The sequence below is a fragment of the Aureibaculum luteum genome, assembly GCF_003449015.1.
Lineage (GTDB): Bacteria > Bacteroidota > Bacteroidia > Flavobacteriales > Flavobacteriaceae > Aureibaculum > Aureibaculum luteum.
In genome coordinates, this window is record NZ_QRGD01000012.1 from 1 (window position 1) to 22,424 (window position 22,424).

Consider the following 22,424-nt stretch of genomic DNA (forward strand, 5'->3'; position numbering starts at 1 on the left):
GCCGTATACGAGACCCGTATGTACGGTGGTGTGAGGGGTGCACTCCGTCAATTATTGGCGGAGCCATCCACTCGATTACCAACTGGCTTTATTCCGTTTTAGTGGTTTATATTTATTTCCTCTTTCGTTCTATAATCAGTCGGAATTGGTAAATAAGTTGGATAATCATAAAGTCCTATGTCGAAAGTGTGGTTTCTTTCATCCGTATAATTTTTCCAACCACTTATTTCTGTTAAATGGTCAATTCCGTTGTAATTATCAATATTTAAGATATATCCAAATGGCTCAAATGCTAATTCACATACTTGACCATAAAAATTTGTTCCACTCCATTTTGTTGTTCTTATTTGTCCTCGACTTTTCAAATAGACATAAATTTTATAGCGTTCAGATAAAATCTTTAATTCGGGATTATTAACAAATTCAAGAAGTTCAGGATTTTGTTTTCCAAACCAAGGTTCATTCATTGCGATAAACATTGCTATAATTTGCTTTAAAATTCTAAACGGATTTTTTTCGGTTACTTCCCAAACATTGTAATCAGATTTAGCATTTTTAATTGCACTCATTCCAAATTTTGCCCAATCAGCATAAGGTCGGACATAATTATCATTTAAAAAGCCATTACATTTTTCACACAAAGAATGATAACCAAGTCCACCTTGGTTTATTTTTCCTTTTGGTTTATAGTTCAGCCAATTTTTCGCTTTTGCAAATTCCTTAAATGGAACTGAAAAATATCTAGTCGTTTTATTAAATGCAGATTTCGGTGGAATATGTTCAAAACTTAATTCCTTATCTTTTTGGCATAATCTGCAAATTCCGTTCTGCATTTTCTTTTTAGTCACGATTTTTTTTTAGCTTGTTGGTAACTATTGTATAAACGTATTGCGTTTATATCCGTTATGGCCATAAAGGTAATTATTTTTTTAAAAAATCTAGAGGACTAGGTGTTTTATTAAGGTGTACATTACTTACATGAGTGTATAATTCAGTAGTTTTGCTACTTTCATGCCCCAGTAATACCTGAATACTCCTTAAGTTTATTCCATTTTCATATAAATGAGTTGCATAACTATGCCTTAAGGTGTGCAAAGTAGCTTTCTTTTTAATATGAGCTTTAAATAATGAGTTTTTGTAAAAAGATCTGATACTACTAGCAGAATATTTAACTGTTTCAGAGCTTCCTTTTTTGGCTCGCCCTTCAAAAAGATATAATTCAGGTTTGTAAAATTTTAAATAAACACGTAGTTGAATCAATAAGCTCTCAGGTACTGGTATCATTCGGTCCTTTTTCCCTTTACCACGCTTAATGTGCATCATTTTTCTTTCACCATCTATATCTTCAATCTTTAAATTTATTAAATCACCAATTCTTAATCCACATGCATAAATGGTTGTTAAAACCATTCTATGTTTATAGTTTTCAGTGCAATCAAAAATTCTAGCAACTTCGTCTAAACTAAAAATAGGTGGTAACCGTCTTTCCTTCATAGGTCTATCAATAGCTATAAATTGTGGTTCAAAACCTAAAATGTGTTCCCAGTAAAATTTTATCGCATTAATGGCTTGGTTTTGTGTACTTATGGCATATCCCAAATCAACTAAATGCAAAATAAATGGAGAAGCATCCTTTTTTGCATCTAAATCATGCTCATTACAGTATTTTGCGTACATTTTTAAAAAACTACAGTAAACATTTTGTGTGTTTTTTGAGTAGTTACGCTGTTTTAATTTGTTTTGTATTTTCTCTAATGTCTTCATATTTGAGTAAAACTAATCATATAATACATCATAATGTTGAATTAGTCGACTGTATTCGTTTGTAAACGTTTATTAACCGTTAACCAACGGATAATAAGAAAACCAAATAAAATCAATACTTTTGAAACATTATGGAATGTAAAATTTGTAAAAAAGAGATAAAGGGTAGAATTGATAGAGTATTCTGTTCTATCAAATGTAAAAATGATTACCACACTAAATTAAGAAGGGTTACAAAAACAACAGCTACTGAAATTGATAAAATTTTACATAGAAACAGAGCAATTTTATTAGAACTGTTAGGTAAAAATAGCAATCAAAAAAAAATAAAAAGACTCACCTTGTCTAGAAAAAAATTTAATTTTAAATACATTACTCATTTTAATGTTAATAAACAGGGTAAAATGTATCATCATATATATGATTTTGCTTGGATGGAATTTTCAGATGATGAAGTTTTAATAATAAGAAGATAAAAATAGTATCAATCCCCATTTTTAATATCAATCCCGCTTAACCTTTTTAAAAACAGATTAATTTACTTAATTTTACGCTATAAAAACCTGCGAATCCATATGCATAAATATAAAGTTACCACTCCCATAAACCTGTCAAAAATTACAACAAAAGAAGTTGATAGTAATGCCAAAGACAAATTAAAAAAAGCAAGAAAACAACTCAGTGAATTGCAAGATACCATGTATGCTCACGGTAAGTATAGTATGTTAGTTTGTTTACAAGGCATGGACACTTCAGGTAAAGACAGTTTAATAAGAGAAGTTTTTAAACAAGTAAATGCCAGAGGTGTTGTGGTACATAGCTTTAAGGTGCCAACAGATAAAGAGTTAAAGCACGATTTTTTGTGGCGTCATTATGTTGCCTTACCAGAAAGAGGTAAAATAGGCGTTTTTAACCGTACCCATTACGAGAATGTTTTGGTTACAAGAGTGCATCCTGAATATATTATGGGTGAAAAACTTCCATCCGTAAAGAGTACAAACGATATTGATGATACTTTTTTCCATAACAGAATGGAAGACATCAATAACTTTGAAAAGCACATTGCTGATAATGGTACAATAATCTTAAAGTTCTTTCTGCATGTATCTAAAGAGGAGCAGAAAAACAGATTGTTACGTAGAATAGAGAAAAAAAATAAAAATTGGAAGTTCTCTGCTGGCGATCTAGAAGAGCGTGAACATTGGAGTACCTATCAAGCCTGTTATGAAGATGCTATTAATAGAACTTCTACAGAAAAAGCACCTTGGTACATTGTACCGGCAGATGATAAACCTACGGCAAGAACCATCGTAGCAACTACTATTTTAGAAACCTTAGAAAGTTACAAAGACATTAAGGCTCCTGAATTAGATGATAAAACGAAAGCTCGGTTAGACGAATTTAGAGCACAACTTGAAAATGATTAATTTTGATAAATCATACTAGGTTCAATGCCTCTTTTTACATAAATTCACAAATAATAGCACCTAAAATTATGAAGCAGTTAATAACAATAAGCTTACTACTATTACTATCCGTAAACCTGTCTGCACAAACAAATGCAACGAACGATTCTATTCAGCTAAAAAAGCTATATATGGAGGCGTTAACAAAAGGTAAAAGCTATCTATGGTTACAACAATTAACCAAAAAAGTAGGTCATCGCTTAACAGGTTCAGAAGGCGATAAAAAGGCAGTAGCTTGGGCAAAAGCTGAATTAGATAAGTTAGGACTAACCAAAGTTTGGTTGCAACCCGTAACCGTACCGCATTGGGTACGTGGAGAGAAAGAAGAGGGGCATGTAGCAACGGAGTTCGGTAATTTTAATGTAAATATTAGAGCCTTAGGTGGTTCTGTTGCTACGCCAGAAGAAGGATTGCTAGCTGAGGTTATTGAAGTAAAAAGTTTAAAAGAAGTAGAAGAGTTAGGAGACAAAGTTAAAGGTAAAATTGTGTTTTATAACGGAGCCATGCCTGCTGATAAAATTGAAACTTTTAAAGCCTATGGTGCTGCTGTTGGTCAACGTGTAAACGGAGCCGCAGTGGCGGGTAAATATGGTGCTTTAGGTGCTATAGTTCGTTCAATGACTACTAAAATTGACAACGTACCACATACAGGTACCATGCATTATGGAGATATTGAAGAAAGTCAAAAAATTCCTACAGCGGCCATAAGTACAAATAGTGCAGAAATGCTCAGTAGTTTGTTAAAGCAAAATGATAAAATGAAGCTTAAATTCTACTTTAAACAAAGCTGTAAGAATTTGCCAGATACACAGTCTTTTAATGTAATTGGCGAAATTGAAGGCCTCAATTATCCAGATGAAATAATGGTAGTGGGCGGACATTTAGATTCTTGGGATTTAGGAGAAGGTGCACACGATGATGGGGCAGGAGTAGTGCAGTCTATGGAAGTATTACGATTGTTTAAAACCTTGAGAATTAAGAACAAAAGAACCTTAAGAGTGGTATTGTTTGCTAATGAGGAGTTTGGCTTAAGTGGAGGGAAGGCTTATGCGGCAGAAGTGGTAAAGAAAAAAGAAAATCATATTGTGGCATTAGAGTCTGATTCTGGTGGTTTTTCACCTCGTGGATTTGGTTTTACATGTAATGATAAAAATTACGATCAAGTTTTACAATGGAAATCATTATTTGAACCTTATAACATTCATATTTTTGCCAGAGGTGGTGGTGGTGCAGATATTGGCCCTTTAAAAAAGGATGATAATGTGTTGTTAGGGTTAAGACCAGATTCGCAACGGTATTTTGACTACCATCATACAGAAGCAGATGTATTTGAGGCGGTTAACCAACGTGAATTGGAATTAGGAGCGGCCTCTATGGCATCAATGCTTTATTTATTTGACCAATATGGTGTTGTTAAATAGTGTAAAGAACTAAGGTAAACTTGAACAATAGTCTTAATTTTGTTATTTATTCAGAGTTTTAGTTAATCCTTTATCCCTAAATCAGAAACAATAGTAATGATTTATTCCCAAAAAGAACTTTCTCAATTAATTGTAGAGAGTTGTGTTGCATATAACGTAGAACATATCATCATTTCTCCGGGCTCACGTAATGCACCCTTAACTATTGGTTTTACCAATCATCCTAATATAAAAACATATAGTATTGTTGATGAAAGGTGTGCCGCATTTTTCGCATTGGGTATTGCTCAGCAAACTCAAATGCCAGTAGCCGTAGTGTGTACTTCAGGTTCTGCGTTGTTAAATTATTACCCTGCCTTTGCAGAAGCTTTTTATAGTAATATTCCGTTAATCGTTATTTCTGCTGATAGACCTAAAGAGTTCATAGATATTGGTGACGGACAAACCATCCGTCAAGAAAATGTTTTTAAAAACCACAGTATATTTAATGCTAATTTAAGGCATGGTAAAGCGTTTGAACAGGAAAATAAAAAATTGATTTCTGAAGCCATACAACTCGCCATTCTTAAAAGCGGACCAACACATATCAATGTGCCTTTTGATGAGCCTTTATACGAAACATGTAATAGCTTATCAATAAATAATGTTGAGGCAAAATTCATGACTATTGAAGAGGAAATAGATTTTTATTTAGAAGATTTCTCCAACATTTGGAATCAATCAGCTCAAAAAATAATACTGATCGGAGCCAATTATCCCGATGAATTATTACAGCAACAATTAAATGAATTGGTACATGATCAGTCCGTGTTGGTATTTACAGAAAACACCTCTAACCTTCACCATCCAAAATTTATAAATAGTATTGATAAACTCATTTTCTCTTTACAAGATGCTGATTTTGAGCAACTAAAACCAGATTTGTTGGTTACCCTTGGCGGGATGATCGTATCAAAAAAGATAAAACAATTCTTACGAAAGTACCAACCCAAAAATCATTGGCATATCAATAGTGATAACTGCTTAGATACATATCATTGTTTAACGCATCATTTTAAAATGTCAGGTTCACTATTTTTTGAGCAATTTATAAATTTAATAAAACCGATAGAAAGTAAGTATCAGAAACATTGGCTAACTATAAAAGAAGAACGAAATAGTAAGCACAAGCAATTTGTAAAAGACGTTGACTTTTCTGATTTTGAGGTTTTTGATGCGGTATTAAATAAATTACCTGATGCATCACAATTACAACTCTCAAACAGTTCTGTAATACGTTACGCTCAATTGTATGACAACAATCCTTCAATAAAAGTATTTTGCAACAGAGGCACAAGTGGTATTGACGGAAGCACTTCTACAGCTATTGGAGCAGCTTCTATTTCAAAAGAACAAACCATTTTTATTACCGGTGATATTAGCTTCTTTTATGATAGTAACGCGTTGTGGAATAAATATATACCTAAAAATTTTAGAATTATTCTACTAAATAATGGAGGTGGTGGTATTTTTAAAATTTTACCTGGACCTAAAAAAACCAATGCGTTAGACTATTTTGAAACCAAGCACAATCTAAATGCAGAACATCTGTGTAAAATGTATCAGTTAGCATATAAATCGGCTACAACTAAAGAAGAGTTATTCCATCAATTAGATACTTTCTTTGAGGCTTCTGAACAGCCTAAAATATTAGAAGTCTTTACACCCAGTACTATAAATGATGAGGTGTTAAAAAGCTATTTCAATGCCATTAAATAAAAAAGCCGCTCATGTAGAGCGGCTTTTTTATTATGTCTAAATATTATTATGGTTTAACGTCCAGTTTCGTCACCTTGTACAGTTTCAATTATTTCTTCATCATAATCGTCACCAATTTCTTGACCGTTGTTTAAGCTTTTTTGCTTTGCTAAAACACGTTCTACATTTTGATAGTATCCGTCAGAATTAGGATCTTCAGATGATATTTTTGCAAATCCATTTTTATAATATTTTAAAGCTTTCTTTAAATTATTTCCTGTTTCGTAATATTGACCAATATAATAGTCGCCTATTGGAGATTCAGGATACAATCTGTTAATCATTTTACCAAATTCTTCTAAATACGCCCCATCTTCTTTGTCTAAAATAATAGACTCAATGGCAAAAATATCTCTTTCTCTAATTTTTAGATTGGCACCAAAAAGGTATTGTATCTCAACATATTTCTTTTCTATATACTCAATAGCTTCTGCCGGATTTAAATCGGCAATATTAGTATCAAATTCCTCTTTAGAAATTGATGAATACATGTCGAAAATATGAGCCATAGCAGCTGGTATTGCTTGCCCCATTGAAGAAATATTCGTTGAGGTATCAAACGCGTCATATTTATATTTAAAATTGTCGTTTTCAAAATTTTTCAAAACATAATAAAGAGACTCAATGTTTTTGCTTTTCTCTTCACCTAAAAACGCACCATTATTCAAATAGTAATAAGTATGTCGGTCTATGGTTGGTACTTTACCTCTAAATAAATCTGCAATATCTTGAGAATATCTCGGGTTAATATTTACATATGCATTAAAAATTGGTGTTGGTTCTACCATAAAGTAGTTGGTGAAATTTGCCGTTATGGTATTTCCTACAATGGTTCTAAATGGTGAAATTCTATAATTATGTTCAATATAACCAATCAATTCATTCTTAATGAATTTATAAAATTTAGAACTTGTTTCTGTAAGCATACTGTTCAAATCTACAGCACAATCAGTTTTACGTTCGTTTTTTTGGTTTTGAAAAATACCAACAACAATTTGCTCTGGTGCTTTGTCTTTAGCGGAAAAAAGTTTAGAATTGGCTACATAAATATCAAAAAGATATTCAGCATCTAAAACAATAGCTAAAGGGTATACCCTTGTAGAGTCTTGTTGATAAGAATCGGGCACATAAATTTTTAAAGTACGTGTACTATTTAATTCACCGCTTAATTCGGATGATTTAAAAGCTTCTAACGAAATGTTCTGACTAAATGCAGCAAAACTAAACGTTAATACAAGTAATAGCGAGTAAATTTTTTTCATACTTACACAATTTTTGGATTTTTAAGTGGTTAATTTTTTTTCTCTTTTTCTTAATTCTATCTTTACAAACGCTTAGAATCGCATAAAATTGTAATAAATGATACAACCAGATTGGAAAATTGTAAAAAAATACGAAGATATTACCTATAAAAAGTCTAATGGCGTGGCCAGAATTGCGTTCAATAGACCTGATGTACGCAATGCATTTCGTCCAAAAACAACAAGTGAATTGTATAATGCTTTTTATGATGCACAAGAAGATACTAGTATTGGTGTAGTGTTACTTTCAGCAGAAGGACCTTCTTCAAAAGATGGTATTTATTCTTTTTGCAGTGGTGGAGATCAAAAAGCAAGAGGTCATCAAGGGTATGTTGGTGAAGATGGTATGCACCGCTTAAATATTTTAGAAGTACAACGTTTAATTCGTTTTATGCCAAAGGCCGTTATTGCTGTGGTACCAGGATGGGCTGTTGGTGGTGGTCATAGTTTACATGTAGTATGCGACTTAACATTGGCAAGTAAAGAACATGCCATTTTTAAGCAAACGGATGCTGATGTTACTAGTTTTGATGGTGGTTATGGATCAGCGTATTTAGCTAAAATGGTGGGGCAGAAAAGGGCACGAGAAATTTTCTTTTTAGGGCGAAATTATTCCGCTCAAGAAGCTTTTGAAATGGGAATGGTAAATGCCGTTATTCCACACGATGAATTAGAGGATACCGCATATCAATGGGCACAAGAAATTTTAGAAAAATCGCCTACCTCTATAAAAATGTTAAAATTTGCCATGAACTTGACGGATGATGGAATGGTAGGGCAACAAGTTTTTGCAGGAGAAGCGACACGATTAGCCTATATGACAGAAGAAGCCAAAGAAGGTCGCGATGCTTTTTTAGAAAAACGTAAACCTAATTTTGAAAAGAAATGGTTACCATAAATTCAAGGTTTCTTAAATAATCTAAAATTAAACATAGCATAATAAATGGATTCGCAAATAGTAACATTTTTAATAAATTGTCCAGATAACAAAGGGTTGGTGGCAAAAATAACAAACTTTTTTTACAGTAAAGGTTTTAATATTTTAAGCTGTCAGCAATATGTAAATTCTATTGAAAATACATATTTTATGCGAGTTAGATTAAATGCAGAAGGAACCCATATCAGTAAAAAAGAATTGGAAGCTAATTTTTTAGAATTGGCAGAACCGTTAAATTTTAATTGGTCGGTTAATTACGGAGATAGCAAGCCGAATGTTGCTATTTTAGTTTCGCACACATCACATTGTTTGTACGATTTGCTTGAACGGCAAAAAGAGGGCGATTTAAATTGTACCATTAGCATGGTAATCAGTAATCATGATAAACTACGACCTATTGCTGAAATGTTTAACATACCTTATTTTTATATGCCTGTGACAAAAGGAGCTAAGGAGCAACAAGAAGTTGAGGTTATTAAATTATTAGTTGATCATAAAATCGATTTAATTATAATGGCAAGATACATGCAAATTTTGTCTTCTAATTTTATCAATAGTTTTCCAGAAAGAATTATAAACATACACCATTCGTTTTTACCAGCATTCCAAGGAGCAAATCCTTACAAAAGAGCGTATGAAAGAGGGGTAAAGCTAATTGGAGCCACTGCACATTACGCCACTGAAGATTTAGATGAAGGTCCTATCATTGAACAAGGTGTAGAGCGTGTTACGCATGACTGTACACCCAATACATTAAAACGTATTGGAGCAGATGTGGAACGATTAGTACTTGCTAAAGCCGTTAAATGCCACCTTCAAAATCAAATAATAGTTGCAAATAAAAGAGCTGTTGTGTTTCCAGAATCTGGAGAATAAATAGAAAGTATAAAATGTTCATTCATAAGACAGCTAATCCTAAAAAATAAAACAGATGAAAATAATTTGTATAGGAAGAAATTATGCCAAGCATATTGAAGAATTGGCAAATGAAAGACCTGAAAATCCAGTCGTTTTTCTGAAACCAGACTCCGCAATTTTACCGAAGAAAATGCCATTTTTTATTCCAGCATTTTCTAGTGACATACATTATGAGGTTGAGGTGCTGGTAAAGATAAATAAAGTAGGAAAGCATATAGAGTCTAAATTTGCTCATAAATATTATGACGAAATTGGACTGGGTATTGATTTTACAGCTCGTGACGTTCAAGCTCAATGTAAGGAAAAAGGATTGCCATGGGAAAAAGCCAAAGCCTTTGACGGTAGTGCCGTTATAGGTGAGTTTTATCCTAAAGAAAATTTTGATTTAGAAAATTTAAAATTTCAGTTATCTAAAAATGAGGTGGTTGTTCAAAATGGAAACACAAATGCAATGCTTTGGAAAATTGATGATTTAATAGCATACGTTTCTCAATTTTTTACCTTAAAAAAAGGGGATATTATTTTTACAGGAACTCCTGAAGGCGTGGGTAGGGTTGCTGAGAATGATATTTTAATTGGAAAATTAGAAGACAACGAAGCGTTTAGCATAAAAATTAAATAGTTTATACACAGCAAAAAGCATTAACATAAAGATTATAATATAAATTCAAAATGTTGCTGTTGGTATTTTATTTTTTATTTGGATTTTGGTACTTGAAATTTGTTTTTTAATTAAAAAAAACTAGAAGTATTGAAGCAAGTTAAGTCATACTCAATTAAATACTTTATTATCTTAATATTTATAACTTAATTATAATTTATGGCATTAGAAATTGAACGTAAATTCTTAGTAGTAAGTGATGCTTTTAAAAAAGAAGCTTTTAAGAAGCTAAAAATTATTCAAGGTTTTTTATCTTCTGTGCCAGAACGTACTGTACGTGTTCGAATTATTGGTGACTTAGGTTTTTTGACTGTAAAAGGAATTGGCAATGCTTCTGGAGCTTCTAGGTATGAGTGGGAAAAGGAGATTCCGTTTGATGAAGCCAAAGATTTATTAAAAATTTGTGAACCTGGTGTTATTGATAAAAGTAGGTATTTAGTAAAAGTAGGTATTCATACCTTTGAAGTTGATGAATTTTATGCGGAGAATAAAGGATTAGTAGTGGCAGAAATTGAATTATCCTCAGAAAAAGAAACGTTCACGAAACCTAAATGGTTAGGCAATGAAGTAACAGGCATTACTAAATATTACAATGCAGCCTTAGTAAACAATCCATATGTGAATTGGTAAAACTAGAAAATTACTTCTTTTTATATAAGTGTTCACCAATCTCATAATACTTATCGCCCTTCGTCCAAAATGGAGTGTTAGGGTCATTTGCAATAAGTCTACAGGCCATCACATACGATTTAAAGAATTTTTCTAAATAGTCGTAATCCAACGTATCAGGGTTGTCAGCAGTTTGATGATAGTATTTGTTAATTTCAGCATCAAAAGCGGTAAAACCTAAACTAAATGTAGGAGCGGGAATGCCTTTAGCTGCAAAACTGACATTGTCAGAACGGTCAAATAAACCTTGCTCGCCCGCAGGATCATCAATCGCTTTTAAACCAAATTCAGAGGCCGCATTGATAATATGTTGTCCAACAGTTGTTCTGTTCAATCCAACAATAGTTGCAATGGAGGTGTCATTATAACCACCATTATCACTATTAAAACAATAAACCATTTGTTCTAACGGAATAACAGGATGTTCTACATACCATTTGCTTCCCAGTAACCCTTTTTCTTCACCGGTAAATAATATAAACAAAGCAGATCTTTTTGTAGGATATTTAGCAATATTTTCGGCAGCACTTAACACAGTAACAGTTCCCACCGCATTATCACGAGCACCATTATAAATAGAATCATTTTCTGCATTGGGTTTACCAACGCCATTGTGATCATAATGAGCTGAATAAATAACAAATTCGTTTTTTAAGCTAGGGTCTGTTCCTTCTACCATTCCCACTACGTTTCTTGACGGAACAGCTTTTTTGTGAATTCCAGAAACACTTAATTTTCCTGAGATTTTTTTAGAAGAACGCAATTCTTTTTCAATGCTTCCATCAGTATCTTGAAGCCATACATGTACAAGTTTTTTAACATCTTCACTTTTTAATCCTATTTGTTCACCACCAAAGTATCCTGATAATTGCGTCCAAAGAGCAGCATCAGCATTACTTAATTCTACAATGCCAGCGGCACCGTTTTTTGAGGCGAGTTCTCTTTTATTTTTGGCAGCTCTAAAAGCAGCTCTTGGGTCACTTTTTTCAGCGGTCCCTGCTTTTACAATAACCAATTTGCCCTTTACATCTTTTTTATTATAATCTTCTTCTAAACCATAATTTAAGAAAATAGCATCACCGTTAAAATCAAAGTTACTGGCGGCTAGTGGTAATAGATTACCCGATTTAAAAGTATTTAATTCTATTTTAATATCTTTTGCGGCACTTACTTTTTCAAGTTCAACAGCTTGGTAATAGCTACCATTATCTGCTGGTTTAACACCGTATCTTCTAAAAGAATTGGCTAAATAGGCGGCAGCAATGTCAATTTCTGGACTCCCAGTTTCTCTTCCACGTAATTCATCAGAAGCTAAAAAATAAATATGTCCTTCAATATCATTCTTAGAAACAGTTTCCTTTACTTTATCAGCATCCGTTTGAGCAAAACATGTTAACGTAAAAGTAAGTGGTAGAATAAATAATAGTAATTGTCGCATAATATTTTTATTTATTTGTAAATATATAGAATTACTATTAAAGTAAAAATGCTATGATACAAAACACTTGATTACCTTTGTAGTTAAATTTTAAAACTAGGATTTGTGAATGCCGAAATAATTACAATTGGAGATGAAATTCTTATTGGACAAATTGTAGATACCAATTCTGCTTTTATTGCTCAAGAATTAAATAAAATTGGAGTTTCTGTGTATCAGATAACATCCGTACAAGATGATAAAGAGCATATTTTAAAGTCTTTAAAAGAAGCTGAAGAGAATGCTGATATCATCATTATTACTGGAGGATTAGGTCCAACGAAGGATGATATTACAAAACATACACTCTGTGAATATTTTAATGATACCTTAGTGCTTAATGATGAGGTATTAAAGCATGTAGAAAATTTATTTAAAAATTATGTTTCTACGCCAATTTCTGATATTAACCGTCAGCAGGCTCTAGTGCCTTCCAAAGCATTAGTCTTAAAGAATAATTTTGGTACAGCCCCAGGAATGCTAATGGAGAAAAATGATAAGGTTTTTATTTCATTACCTGGTGTGCCCTATGAAATGGAAGGTTTAATTACCGGAGAGGTGGTACCTTATTTACAAAAGAAATACAACCGTCCATATATTATGCATAGAACTTTGCTCACTTATGGTGTAGGAGAAAGTGCTATTGCTGAAAGATTAGATACTTGGGAAGATAGCTTGCCTAAAAATATTAAATTGGCTTACTTACCAAATTTAGGTAAAGTAAGGCTAAGATTAACCGCAAAGGGCTTTGATGAAAATTTATTAATAAGTGAAATGCTAAGGCTTGAAAAGGAGTTAGTTGGTTATGTTAAAGATATTTTTGTAGGTTTTGAAGGAGAGGAATCCATAGAGACAATAATTGGTAAGTTGTTAGTTGCAGAGCATAAAACAATAGCTACGGCCGAAAGCTGTACTGGCGGAAATATTGCAACAATGATTACTTCTGTAGCAGGTGCCTCTGAATACTTTGTAGGATCGGTTGTTAGTTATAATGAACGCATTAAAAGAGAAGTTTTAGGAGTATCTGAAAAAACAATTGAAGAGCATTCAGTGGTAAGTGCAGCAGTGGTAGAAGAAATGGCGAGAGGAATTCAAAAACTTTATAAAACGGATTGTGCTATTGCCGTCACAGGTAATGCGGGTCCTACAAAAGATAATACAGATAAATCTGTAGGTGTAGTATTTATAAGTATTTTAACGCCTGACGGAATTACGACTAAAGAATTTAATTTTGGTCAACCTCGCCAAAAGGTTATAGAACGGGCTTCAGTAAAGGCATTGGAGTTGTTAAGAATAGCATTATTGAATACATTGTGACCCGTTTTTCTGAGATAAAAATCAAGGTAGAAAACGCGTAAATACGAAGTGAAAGAAAAAAATGAACAGAGTTGACTAAAAAACAGTGAAAAATTTGTTTGTAAATTCAATTAATTTATTATTTTTGCACCTCGTTTAGAATTAACACATTTAAAGTTTAGAAAATGTCAAGAGTTTGTGAGTTAACAGGAAAAAAGGCTATGGTAGGAAACAACGTTTCTCATTCCATGAATAGGACTAAAAGAAAATTTGACGCTAATTTAATGAAGAAGCGTTTTTATATTCCTGAAGAAGATAAGTGGGTTACTTTGAAAGTATCTGCTTCGGCTTTAAAAAATATCAATAAAAAAGGCATATCTGCTGTAATTAAAGAAGCCAGAGCTAATGGCTTTTTGAAAAAATAGAATACAATGGCAAAAGGTAAAGGTAATAGAATTCAGGTTATATTAGAGTGCACTGAACACAAAGAAAGTGGTAAACCAGGTACATCTAGATACATTACTACAAAGAACAAAAAGAATACTCCAGATAGATTGGAATTGAAAAAATTCAATCCTATCCTAAAGAAAATGACTATTCATAAAGAAATTAAATAATTCGAAATTTTAAAATAAAATTTCAAAATAAAAATTTCAAATAATATTTAAAGTATGGCAAAGAAATCAGTAGCATCGTTACAAACAGGGGCGAAAAGATTAACAAAAGCAGTGAAAATGGTGAAATCTCCAAAAACTGGAGCTTATTCTTTTGTTGAATCAATTATGGATCCCGCTGACGTAAATGATTATTTTAGTAAAAAATAATCGTTTTTTATAAATTATATAGAAGCTACTTTCATTTTTTGGAAGTAGCTTTTGCTATTTAATAACCTTTGAAAAAAGGTTGCAATATGTAGAAGTTCTAATGACTTTAGATGTCATAGTTCTAAAATTTTTCTCTCCTCTTACTATTTAGTCATTGTGTTTTAGAAAGCTTTCTTATCTTTGTAAGAATGATGTTGAAATTTGAGAATCAAAATGATCACTCGATAATGCATTATATAATACAAAACACTAACTCAATAACTATTAAATTCAAAAATGAGTTTATTTAAAAAAATATTTTCAAAAGAAAAAAAGGAAACCTTAGACAAAGGCTTGGAAAAAAGTAAAACTACCTTTTTTTCTAAACTGTCGAAAGCGGTAGCCGGTAAATCAAAAGTAGATGATGATGTATTAGATAATTTGGAAGAGATATTAGTTTCTTCTGATGTGGGTGTGGCTACTACCTTAAAGATTATTGATAGAATTGAAGCAAGAGTAGCTAAAGATAAGTATTTAGGTACCGAAGAGCTGAATAAAATTTTAAGAGAAGAAATAGCAGGTTTATTGGCGGAAACTAATGTCGGTAACGAAACTGATTTTACAGTGCCTAATGATAAAAAACCATATGTTATAATGGTGGTTGGTGTAAATGGAGTAGGTAAGACAACTACAATTGGTAAATTAGCTTCTCAATTTAAGAAACAAGGCCTGAAAGTAGTTTTGGGTGCAGGTGATACTTTTAGAGCTGCTGCCATAGATCAATTGCAAGTTTGGGCAGATAGGATAGGTGTGCCCATAATAAAGCAAAAAATGGGTAGTGATCCGGCATCTGTGGCTTTTGACACTGTTCAATCAGCGGTTAATCAGAATGCTGATGTTGTAATTATTGACACAGCGGGACGTTTGCATAATAAGGTGAATTTAATGAATGAGCTGACCAAAATTAAAAGGGTTATGCAAAAAGTTATTGACGATGCTCCTCATGAAGTGTTACTTGTATTAGATGGTTCAACTGGTCAAAATGCTTTTGAACAAGCTAAACAATTCACAAAGGCAACTGAAGTTACATCTTTAGCGGTAACCAAGTTAGACGGTACTGCAAAGGGTGGTGTTGTAATTGGTATTTCTGATCAATTTAAAATTCCCGTAAAATATATTGGTGTAGGAGAACAAGTAGACGATTTACAGGTGTTTAATAAAATTGAGTTTGTTGATAGCTTTTTTAAATAAATAACAATTTTTTACGAACTTCTATTTGATGATTAAAAGTTTTAATTAAGTAAGGCATTTATTTTTTGCCATAATAATTCATCAAAATCAGATAAAGCAAAATTATCATCTTCTGCAGATTCACCCATACGTACAATCACAAGGTTTTGACTAGGTACTACATATATTTTTTGATCATTTTTACCAAGTGCACAATACATATCATCAGGTGCTGATTCAATTAACGAACCTTGAAATTCAATTTGTGTTTGAGGTAAATGATAACTTGATTTACCATTTAACCACCATAAATATCCATAGGATTGGTTTATAGGTTGCGAAGTGCTAACTGCTTTTTTATAATAATTTTCGTTTACAATCTGAGAGCCATCCCAAGCTCCATATGAGAGGGAAAGTAAACCAAAACGAGCCATACTTTTTGTATTACTCCAAAAGACATTATTGTTTCCCAATTTAATCCAAGTCCCTGTCATTCCAATTCTATCTCTCAGTTTTGTATTAAAATAATTTACATAAGATTGTTGTGATGCGGTGGCTATTATATCTTGTAATTTTACATATACATTGTGATATGCCCATCTGGTGCCTGCATCTGAAACAAAATTAAGATTTTCAGCATTCACATCATCCCCTAAGTAGTCATCCAATCCAGATGTCATGGATAGTAGATGTGAAATGGTAATAAGATTTTCCTTTGCCAATGGAGCACTGGTCCATCCTGTACCTAGATGTATAGAAGCCTTATCATTAAGGTTTAAATAGCCATCATTTTCTGCAATTCCAGTCATTGCAGCAGTTAAGGTTTTACCTGCACTTGCCCAATACCATATTGAACTATTAGAATGACCATTAAAATATTTTTCAATGACCATTTTACCATTTTTTAAAATGATAAAACCTTTAGTGTTATTATCTTCTAAAAAAGTTAGCAATGGCTCTAGCTTAGCTTTGTTCCAATTTAAATTATCTATTGATTCTGTTTCCCAGCCATCATCAGTAATTGATGGAAAATAAATGGGGTCTATAGTTTCAAGTGGATCATCTTGTGAGGTACAAGAAAATAGTAAGGAGATAAGTAATCCAATTGCTAATAACCTTTGCATATCATTGACTTTTGTATAACTAATTTAAATATTAGACTTAACGGAATAATAAAGGTTTAATTTTATGTGCTATTTATAGTTGTTGGAAATGGAATAAGTTATAAAAAAGGAATGCTGTATTTGAATTTTAAGAAGTAAAAGGTTTAGATGATTTGTATATTAAAACATCAAAACACTTAAGAAATAAATTTATGGTTTGTTATTTTTTTGAAGTTACGCGATCGTAGAAGAAAATAAGACCAGCACTAATTTCTAAAAACAAACCAATTGTTAAAAAAGTAGTAGCGTATGTTTCCATTTTAATTACTTTTAAAATAGCACCTAACATAACTAATAATAATCCTACAACAAGAAATTGAGATGATCTGTTTTTCATGGTTTAAAAAGATTATATTGTTTCGTGCTTAATAAAAATAGAGGCTCTTTCGAACCTCTATTTTAACTAACTCCCTTATTAAAATAAATTTAGTAAAAGTGACTTTTTAAATGATAATCACTTTTTTAAAAAGTAAATAAAAAGTCCAGCCCAATGATTGTGAGTAAAGTACTTGCTATGAATAGACTTTACTTCCTTCGTAATAAGTGGAAATTTTTAGGAAAGTAGATCATTGGGTTAAGGACTAGATTATACATAATGTGTTTAGCTGTACTTATTGTTTTAAGTTGATACAAAGATAACGACAAACGAGCGACTTTATTCCAAAAAAAACCGCAATAGTTAGTGTAAAAAACCGCAATATTTTACGGTTTAAACCGTAAAATATTGCGGTTTAATACTGGTTATTTTGAGGTTAAAGAGCTCATCTAAAATAAAATAACTATGTAATTTAGTAAAACTAAATTACGGGCCTATGCAAAATAGATATTCAATAATTGATGGCGACAAAAAAACCATTATAAAGATTCAAAAATATTTCGAAAATACAGATGATTTTATCTGTATAGGTGCTTCGGGATGTTTTAATCAATCATTGGATACTATTTTAGAATACGCACCAGATATTATTTTTATTGATGTAGATAACAACAAAGAGAACACGAACGATGCCTTTAGTTTTATAAATGAATTGTATAAGTACGTCAAAGAAATGCCGAAAGTGATAGCCTTGTCAACTACAAAAGATGGGGCGTATAATTGTATGAAAAATAATTTTTGTGATTATATTTTAAAACCCATCAATGATTTTGAGCTGCGTAAATCTGTGGCAAGGTTAAAAATAAAGCCCAGAAAACCTTCAGATAAGTTATGTCTAAAATCATATAAAGATTATCGATTTATTGAAATGAATGAAATACTGTTTCTAAAAGCAGATAATACATCTACTGATTTTTTTATGGAAGATGGTACTACTATTAGTGCATATAAAACCCTCAAATACTTTGAAAAACTTTTACCTGAAAATTTTACTAGAATACACAATAGTTATATTGTAAACCAAAAGTATGTATCTAGAATTCACTTCGGAAAAGCTAAATGCACAATAAAGCAGCATAGTTTTGCCATTCCTTTCTCAAAATCATATAAAGAAAATGTTGTTATTTTAGAAAAATCTATTTCTAAGAATGCCTTATTATCCTTAAACTAGTATTGTAAATTACCCATTAATTACCATCTACTGTTATACTCGTGCAAAGCACTTCTCTTTGTGGGTCATCCACTATGTCTTCTTTAAAATAGTAGTTTAAACTTCCCCTTCGGCTTAGTTTTGTAACAGAAATTGAAGCTTCTATATCATTTTAAATAGTAACATAACAATAAGAATGTGAGTGGTTAACAGAAATGTTATGTTGCCTTATACATTCATTTATTAACAACATTGAATTAAAAACAAAACCATAATCAAAACCATAAACCCATGAAGACATTTAAAAACATATTAGCCATATTAATAGTATCAGTAGCTTTTTATTCATGCGATGCAGATGCAACGCTAGATGATGTAGAACAAGCAGAATTAACAGAATTTAACCATGACTTATCTGTAGATGCTGATGACGAAGCGTTAGATACTGGTGATCAAGGAAATGAACATGATGAAAGAGAAGAAGAGGATGATGATTTGGGAGCTGGTAACTAAATCTTAACTGAATTAATAATAGATAGTAACACAAGTACCGTGCTGACATGCACATGCATTAATAACCATAATCAAAACAATAAACCCATGAAGACATTTAAAAACATATTAGCCATATTAATAGTATCAGTAGCTTTTTATTCATGCGATGCAGATGCAACGCTAGATGATGTAGAACAGGCAGAATTAACAGAATTTAACCATGACTTATCAGTAGATGCTGATAGTGAAGGTTTAGATACTGGTGACCAAGGTAATGAACATGATGAAAGAGAAGAAGAGGATGATGATTTGGGAGGTGGTAACTAAATCTTAACTGAAGTGATAATAAATAGTAACACAAGTACCGTGCTGACATGCACATGCATTAATAACCATAATCAAAATAATAAACCCATGAAGACATTTAAAAACATATTAGCCATATTAATAGTATCAGTAGCTTTTTATTCTTGTGATTCTGATGCAACGCTAGATGATTTAGAACAGGCAGAATTAACTGAATTTAACCATACTTTATCCGTAGATACTGATAATGAAGATTTAGATACTGGTGACCAAGGAAATGAACATGATGAAAGAGAAGAAGAGGATGATTTGGGAGGAGGTAACTAAATTTACATTAAATAATTAATAGATATAAAACCTTAGGTACTTACTTAAGGTTTTTTTTGTTTATATTAGATACATTTACAACTTGAAAATTATTCTAATTGAAACATTTATTTTTTTACATTACGTTTTTAATATTTTTTATAACTTCTCAGTCAGTAGCACTAGATAGTAATGTCAATGATTATATTGATAATACTAATGATAGTATACCTGTTTGGATTAAATATGCAAAGAAAACGGAATTAACATTAGAAAATAGATTGTTTTTTCTAGATAAGGCTTATGAAAAGACCTTAGAAGAAAAAAATGATTCTCTGCGGAATAAATATTTATCTAAAATAGCGATACGTTATTCCAAATTAAAAGATTCTTCTTCGTTCAGAAGAACTAATAAGCTAACAATTGAATTATCAAAAAAATTAGGAGATTCTCTAAGGCTTGCTTTTAATTATTGGGATTTAGGTGATTTTTTTGGATCTTATGAAGTAAATGATAGTGCTTATTATAATTATTTTTATGCACAAAAAAATTTTAATGCAATAGGAGATAATTATTCATCTGGAAGAATGTTGTTGAACATGGCTATTAGTCAGTCTGAACTCAGAGATTACACAGGGAGTGAAGTAACGACTATAAGGGCTATTGAAATATTAGAACCGTTAGGTAAGGATAATCAATTATATAAATGTTATACCAATCTTGGAGTTGTTTTTAATGAATTACATCAATATGGTAAAGCATTAAAATATCATAACAAAGCCTTAGAGTATCAAAATCAAATTAATGGTAATGGAGAAGATACTAACTTTGAAAATACATTAAATAATATTGGAGTTGTCTATGCCAATAATAAGCAATATGAAAAGGCTAGAGAGCATTATATAAAAGCTTTAAGAAGAGTTGATTTAAAATATGAAAACACAAAATTATATGCCAAATTATTGGACAATTTAGCCTATAGTAAATTTAAGTTGAACGATACTATTGGTGTTATTAAGTTGTTTCAAGAATCTTTACATATAAGAGATAGTGTTTATGATGATTGGGGTAAATCTATGAATTTATTACACCAAGCCGAATACTATGCTACTTTAAATGACACTATAAAAGCGTTACGTTTAGCAAAAGAATCTAAAAACATTGCAGAAAGCACAAATAATTATAGAGACCTTTTGGCCACATTAATGTTGCTAGCTGAAATTGATAAGAACAATAATGATAAATATACACGACAATACATTAATCTGAACGAGAAACTACTCGAGGAAGAAAGAGCTGTTAGAAATAAAATTGCTCGAATACAGTTTGAAACCGATCAGTTTATAGAAGAAAATGAAACATTATCAGAGCAAAATAGGAATATCTTAGTCGTAGGTTCAATAGTTCTTGTTTTAGGGATGCTTATTTATATTATTAGAGATCAGCGTTTAAAAAATATTAGATTAAAATTGGAAAAAGAACAGCAACTTGCTAATGAAGAAATCTATAATTTAATGTTGACCCAGCAAAATAAAATAGATGAAGGTAAACGAAATGAGAAAAAAAGAATGTCTGAAGAGTTACATGATGGTGTTTTGGGCAATCTCTATGGTATAAAAATGAATTTAGCGGTATTAAATGCTCAAAACAATGCAGAGGCTGTAATAAAAAGAGAGACCTTTATTGAAGGACTTTCTAAAGTAATTGATGAAATAAGAAATGTTTCACATGAATTACACTCCAATGCGATTGATGCTAACGTGGGATATGTTCAATTGATTGAAGACCTATTATCAGAAAAAAGTTCATTACACGGCTATACTTTTGAATTATTAGCAGATAATACTTTAAAATGGTCAGAGATAAAGGGAGATATAAAAATGAATATCTATCGTATAATTCAAGAATCTGTTCAAAATATAAATAAATATGCCAAAGCCAATAACTTAAACGTATCTTTAAATAGTGATGCTGATTTTATTCATTTATCAATAATAGATGATGGAATAGGTTTTAATACAAACACCAATAAAGACGGTATTGGTATTAAAAATATAAGGTCAAGAGTGGAACGCCTTAATGGCGTTGTTGAATTTATTTCAGAACTAAAAAAAGGAACTACCATAAATATTAAGATACCGTTGTAGTTTATTTAATTAAAATTCACTAACTTGTAAAACGCAACCCCTATTATTCTCTTGGAAAATTTTTTAAACATATTAATAGTCGATGATAATCCTATGATCATAGAGGCGTATAAAAGTATGTTTAATTATGCCGATTTAGATTGTGGTAGCCTAAAAATAGATGTAGCTTGTGACTGTGAAGAAGCCATTTTAAAAATGAAGTTAGCTCAAACTAATGTTCCTTATGATTGTTTTTATTTTGATATGAATTTACCGCCATCGCTAGATGGAAACTTTAAATCTGGAGAAGATTTAGCGTTATATGCTAAAAAAAACTTTCCGAAAGCACGAATAGCTATATTAACGTTAAATAATGACAGTCTTAGCATTCATAATATTTTAACTAAAATTAAGCCTGACGGATTATTGATAAAAAACGATAGTAATCCTACAGAATTTATTACTGGTTTTAAAACGATTATGAGTAACCCTCCATTTTATAGTACTTCCGTACTAAAATTTTTAAGTAATATTAGTCTCCGTAAAGAAAGTGATAAATTCGACGATAACGATATTAAAATATTAATGCATTTAGAACGGGGGATTAAAACCAAAGATTTAGATCAATATATTAACTTATCATTAAGTTCAATTGAAAAGAAAAAAAGTCAATTGAAAAAATCACTTAATCTAAAAAGGGGAAATGATGAAGATTTGGTGCGTATTGCTAAAGAAAAAGGTCTTATATAATTAGTCTTTAAT

General features: G+C 31.5%; 25 protein-coding genes. 19 read left to right on the top strand and 6 right to left on the bottom strand.

What is annotated here, in order from left to right; translation table 11 throughout:
• Nucleotides 1–98: 98 nt before the first annotated feature.
• Entirely contained in the window at nucleotides 99–848 is a 750-nt protein-coding gene (locus D3P13_RS20015; protein ID WP_117885096.1) for a hypothetical protein, read from the bottom strand.
• 73 nt (nucleotides 849–921) lie between these two features.
• Nucleotides 922–1,764 carry a tyrosine-type recombinase/integrase gene (locus D3P13_RS20020; protein ID WP_117885098.1) on the bottom strand — a complete coding sequence of 281 codons (843 nt, stop codon included), beginning with the start codon at nucleotides 1,762–1,764 and terminating at the stop codon, nucleotides 922–924.
• Nucleotides 1,765–1,895: 131 nt separating this feature from the next.
• On the opposite strand from D3P13_RS20020, the gene D3P13_RS20025 reads away from it, so the two are divergent.
• The 4 genes from D3P13_RS20025 (at nucleotide 1,896) to menD (ending at nucleotide 6,409) form a co-directional block, all read left to right on the top strand.
• Nucleotides 1,896–2,240, top strand: a complete 345-nt coding sequence (locus D3P13_RS20025; RefSeq protein ID WP_117885100.1) for a hypothetical protein — start codon at nucleotides 1,896–1,898, stop codon at nucleotides 2,238–2,240.
• A 99-nt stretch (nucleotides 2,241–2,339) separates the two neighbouring features.
• The gene (locus tag D3P13_RS20030) at nucleotides 2,340–3,191 is read left to right on the top strand and encodes a PPK2 family polyphosphate kinase (protein WP_117885102.1); all 852 of its coding nucleotides are present in this window, start codon (nucleotides 2,340–2,342) and stop codon (nucleotides 3,189–3,191) included.
• A 68-nt stretch (nucleotides 3,192–3,259) separates the two neighbouring features.
• Nucleotides 3,260–4,651 (top strand): M20/M25/M40 family metallo-hydrolase, encoded by a 1,392-nt coding sequence (locus D3P13_RS20035; protein ID WP_117885104.1) that lies wholly within the window; start codon nucleotides 3,260–3,262, stop codon nucleotides 4,649–4,651.
• A 96-nt stretch (nucleotides 4,652–4,747) separates the two neighbouring features.
• Nucleotides 4,748–6,409, top strand: coding sequence for a 2-succinyl-5-enolpyruvyl-6-hydroxy-3-cyclohexene-1-carboxylic-acid synthase (menD, locus tag D3P13_RS20040; RefSeq protein ID WP_198680073.1), 1,662 nt, complete (start codon nucleotides 4,748–4,750; stop codon nucleotides 6,407–6,409).
• Nucleotides 6,410–6,462: 53 nt separating this feature from the next.
• On the opposite strand, the gene D3P13_RS20045 is transcribed toward menD, so the two are convergent.
• Nucleotides 6,463–7,710: an alpha/beta hydrolase gene (locus D3P13_RS20045; protein ID WP_117885106.1), complete on the bottom strand. Its 1,248-nt coding sequence runs from the start codon at nucleotides 7,708–7,710 to the stop codon at nucleotides 6,463–6,465.
• 97 nt (nucleotides 7,711–7,807) lie between these two features.
• On the opposite strand from D3P13_RS20045, the gene D3P13_RS20050 reads away from it, so the two are divergent.
• From D3P13_RS20050 to D3P13_RS20065, 4 genes are all read left to right on the top strand, one after another.
• A complete protein-coding gene (locus tag D3P13_RS20050; protein ID WP_117885108.1) occupies nucleotides 7,808–8,647 on the top strand; it encodes a 1,4-dihydroxy-2-naphthoyl-CoA synthase in 840 nt (279 codons plus the stop codon).
• Between the two features lie 45 nt (nucleotides 8,648–8,692).
• Nucleotides 8,693–9,562 (top strand): formyltetrahydrofolate deformylase, encoded by an 870-nt coding sequence (gene purU, locus D3P13_RS20055; RefSeq protein WP_117885110.1) that lies wholly within the window; start codon nucleotides 8,693–8,695, stop codon nucleotides 9,560–9,562.
• A gap of 55 nt (nucleotides 9,563–9,617) precedes the next feature.
• Entirely contained in the window at nucleotides 9,618–10,226 is a 609-nt protein-coding gene (locus D3P13_RS20060; protein ID WP_117885112.1) for a fumarylacetoacetate hydrolase family protein, read from the top strand.
• A 198-nt stretch (nucleotides 10,227–10,424) separates the two neighbouring features.
• Complete coding sequence (locus tag D3P13_RS20065) at nucleotides 10,425–10,895, top strand: CYTH domain-containing protein (RefSeq protein ID WP_117885114.1); 471 nt, start codon at nucleotides 10,425–10,427, stop codon at nucleotides 10,893–10,895.
• A 10-nt stretch (nucleotides 10,896–10,905) separates the two neighbouring features.
• On the opposite strand, the gene D3P13_RS20070 is transcribed toward D3P13_RS20065, so the two are convergent.
• Nucleotides 10,906–12,372 (bottom strand): M28 family peptidase, encoded by a 1,467-nt coding sequence (locus D3P13_RS20070; protein ID WP_117885116.1) that lies wholly within the window; start codon nucleotides 12,370–12,372, stop codon nucleotides 10,906–10,908.
• 105 nt (nucleotides 12,373–12,477) lie between these two features.
• Here D3P13_RS20070 and D3P13_RS20075 point away from each other — a divergent pair, with 105 nt between their 5' ends.
• From D3P13_RS20075 to ftsY, 5 genes are all read left to right on the top strand, one after another.
• The gene (locus D3P13_RS20075; protein ID WP_117885118.1) at nucleotides 12,478–13,728 is read left to right on the top strand and encodes a competence/damage-inducible protein A; all 1,251 of its coding nucleotides are present in this window, start codon (nucleotides 12,478–12,480) and stop codon (nucleotides 13,726–13,728) included.
• Nucleotides 13,729–13,892: 164 nt separating this feature from the next.
• Complete coding sequence (rpmB, locus tag D3P13_RS20080) at nucleotides 13,893–14,132, top strand: 50S ribosomal protein L28 (protein WP_117885120.1); 240 nt, start codon at nucleotides 13,893–13,895, stop codon at nucleotides 14,130–14,132.
• Nucleotides 14,133–14,138: 6 nt separating this feature from the next.
• Complete coding sequence (gene rpmG / locus D3P13_RS20085) at nucleotides 14,139–14,324, top strand: 50S ribosomal protein L33 (protein ID WP_117885122.1); 186 nt, start codon at nucleotides 14,139–14,141, stop codon at nucleotides 14,322–14,324.
• Between the two features lie 54 nt (nucleotides 14,325–14,378).
• On the top strand, nucleotides 14,379–14,531 hold the full coding sequence (locus tag D3P13_RS20090) for a DUF4295 domain-containing protein (protein WP_117885124.1): 153 nt from the start codon (nucleotides 14,379–14,381) through the stop codon (nucleotides 14,529–14,531).
• A gap of 276 nt (nucleotides 14,532–14,807) precedes the next feature.
• Nucleotides 14,808–15,761, top strand: a complete 954-nt coding sequence (ftsY, locus tag D3P13_RS20095; RefSeq protein WP_117885127.1) for a signal recognition particle-docking protein FtsY — start codon at nucleotides 14,808–14,810, stop codon at nucleotides 15,759–15,761.
• 41 nt (nucleotides 15,762–15,802) lie between these two features.
• Here ftsY and D3P13_RS20100 read toward each other — a convergent pair whose 3' ends face one another.
• Together D3P13_RS20100 and D3P13_RS21985 are read right to left on the bottom strand one after the other, a co-directional pair.
• Complete coding sequence (locus D3P13_RS20100) at nucleotides 15,803–16,864, bottom strand: serine hydrolase domain-containing protein (RefSeq protein ID WP_117885129.1); 1,062 nt, start codon at nucleotides 16,862–16,864, stop codon at nucleotides 15,803–15,805.
• Between the two features lie 199 nt (nucleotides 16,865–17,063).
• Entirely contained in the window at nucleotides 17,064–17,240 is a 177-nt protein-coding gene (locus D3P13_RS21985; RefSeq protein WP_157972974.1) for a hypothetical protein, read from the bottom strand.
• 475 nt (nucleotides 17,241–17,715) lie between these two features.
• Between D3P13_RS21985 and D3P13_RS20105 the strand changes: the two genes are divergently transcribed.
• The 6 genes from D3P13_RS20105 to D3P13_RS20130 all read left to right on the top strand — a co-directional run bounded on the left by D3P13_RS20105 (nucleotide 17,716) and on the right by D3P13_RS20130 (nucleotide 22,412).
• The gene (locus tag D3P13_RS20105; RefSeq protein ID WP_117885131.1) at nucleotides 17,716–18,450 is read left to right on the top strand and encodes a LytR/AlgR family response regulator transcription factor; all 735 of its coding nucleotides are present in this window, start codon (nucleotides 17,716–17,718) and stop codon (nucleotides 18,448–18,450) included.
• Nucleotides 18,451–18,720: 270 nt separating this feature from the next.
• The gene (locus tag D3P13_RS20110; RefSeq protein ID WP_117885132.1) at nucleotides 18,721–18,942 is read left to right on the top strand and encodes a hypothetical protein; all 222 of its coding nucleotides are present in this window, start codon (nucleotides 18,721–18,723) and stop codon (nucleotides 18,940–18,942) included.
• Nucleotides 18,943–19,029: 87 nt separating this feature from the next.
• Nucleotides 19,030–19,251 carry a hypothetical protein gene (locus D3P13_RS20115; protein WP_117885134.1) on the top strand — a complete coding sequence of 74 codons (222 nt, stop codon included), beginning with the start codon at nucleotides 19,030–19,032 and terminating at the stop codon, nucleotides 19,249–19,251.
• Between the two features lie 87 nt (nucleotides 19,252–19,338).
• Nucleotides 19,339–19,557: a hypothetical protein gene (locus D3P13_RS20120; RefSeq protein ID WP_117885136.1), complete on the top strand. Its 219-nt coding sequence runs from the start codon at nucleotides 19,339–19,341 to the stop codon at nucleotides 19,555–19,557.
• Nucleotides 19,558–19,655: 98 nt separating this feature from the next.
• Nucleotides 19,656–21,683 (top strand): tetratricopeptide repeat-containing sensor histidine kinase, encoded by a 2,028-nt coding sequence (locus D3P13_RS20125; RefSeq protein WP_117885138.1) that lies wholly within the window; start codon nucleotides 19,656–19,658, stop codon nucleotides 21,681–21,683.
• A 51-nt stretch (nucleotides 21,684–21,734) separates the two neighbouring features.
• Nucleotides 21,735–22,412: a response regulator gene (locus D3P13_RS20130; RefSeq protein ID WP_157972975.1), complete on the top strand. Its 678-nt coding sequence runs from the start codon at nucleotides 21,735–21,737 to the stop codon at nucleotides 22,410–22,412.
• Nucleotides 22,413–22,424: the final 12 nt, after the last annotated feature.

Excerpts from the sequence above, each read along its gene's own strand:
- D3P13_RS20120 (WP_117885136.1), top strand. The coding sequence starts at position 19,339 with ATGAAGACATTTAAAAACATATTAGCCATATTAATAGTATCAGTAGCT.
- D3P13_RS20060 (WP_117885112.1), top strand. The coding sequence starts at position 9,618 with ATGAAAATAATTTGTATAGGAAGAAATTATGCCAAGCATATTGAAGAA.
- purU (WP_117885110.1), top strand. The coding sequence starts at position 8,693 with ATGGATTCGCAAATAGTAACATTTTTAATAAATTGTCCAGATAACAAA.
- D3P13_RS20070 (WP_117885116.1), bottom strand. The coding sequence starts at position 12,372 with ATGCGACAATTACTATTATTTATTCTACCACTTACTTTTACGTTAACA.
- D3P13_RS20110 (WP_117885132.1), top strand. The coding sequence starts at position 18,721 with ATGAAGACATTTAAAAACATATTAGCCATATTAATAGTATCAGTAGCT.
- D3P13_RS20030 (WP_117885102.1), top strand. The coding sequence starts at position 2,340 with ATGCATAAATATAAAGTTACCACTCCCATAAACCTGTCAAAAATTACA.
- rpmG (WP_117885122.1), top strand. The coding sequence starts at position 14,139 with ATGGCAAAAGGTAAAGGTAATAGAATTCAGGTTATATTAGAGTGCACT.
- D3P13_RS20065 (WP_117885114.1), top strand. The coding sequence starts at position 10,425 with ATGGCATTAGAAATTGAACGTAAATTCTTAGTAGTAAGTGATGCTTTT.
- D3P13_RS20020 (WP_117885098.1), bottom strand. The coding sequence starts at position 1,764 with ATGAAGACATTAGAGAAAATACAAAACAAATTAAAACAGCGTAACTAC.
- D3P13_RS20045 (WP_117885106.1), bottom strand. The coding sequence starts at position 7,710 with ATGAAAAAAATTTACTCGCTATTACTTGTATTAACGTTTAGTTTTGCT.
- D3P13_RS20025 (WP_117885100.1), top strand. The coding sequence starts at position 1,896 with ATGGAATGTAAAATTTGTAAAAAAGAGATAAAGGGTAGAATTGATAGA.
- D3P13_RS20100 (WP_117885129.1), bottom strand. The coding sequence starts at position 16,864 with ATGCAAAGGTTATTAGCAATTGGATTACTTATCTCCTTACTATTTTCT.
- ftsY (WP_117885127.1), top strand. The coding sequence starts at position 14,808 with ATGAGTTTATTTAAAAAAATATTTTCAAAAGAAAAAAAGGAAACCTTA.
- D3P13_RS20115 (WP_117885134.1), top strand. The coding sequence starts at position 19,030 with ATGAAGACATTTAAAAACATATTAGCCATATTAATAGTATCAGTAGCT.
- D3P13_RS20050 (WP_117885108.1), top strand. The coding sequence starts at position 7,808 with ATGATACAACCAGATTGGAAAATTGTAAAAAAATACGAAGATATTACC.
- rpmB (WP_117885120.1), top strand. The coding sequence starts at position 13,893 with ATGTCAAGAGTTTGTGAGTTAACAGGAAAAAAGGCTATGGTAGGAAAC.
- menD (WP_198680073.1), top strand. The coding sequence starts at position 4,748 with ATGATTTATTCCCAAAAAGAACTTTCTCAATTAATTGTAGAGAGTTGT.
- D3P13_RS20035 (WP_117885104.1), top strand. The coding sequence starts at position 3,260 with ATGAAGCAGTTAATAACAATAAGCTTACTACTATTACTATCCGTAAAC.
- D3P13_RS20105 (WP_117885131.1), top strand. The coding sequence starts at position 17,716 with ATGCAAAATAGATATTCAATAATTGATGGCGACAAAAAAACCATTATA.
- D3P13_RS20090 (WP_117885124.1), top strand. The coding sequence starts at position 14,379 with ATGGCAAAGAAATCAGTAGCATCGTTACAAACAGGGGCGAAAAGATTA.
- D3P13_RS21985 (WP_157972974.1), bottom strand. The coding sequence starts at position 17,240 with ATGAAAAACAGATCATCTCAATTTCTTGTTGTAGGATTATTATTAGTT.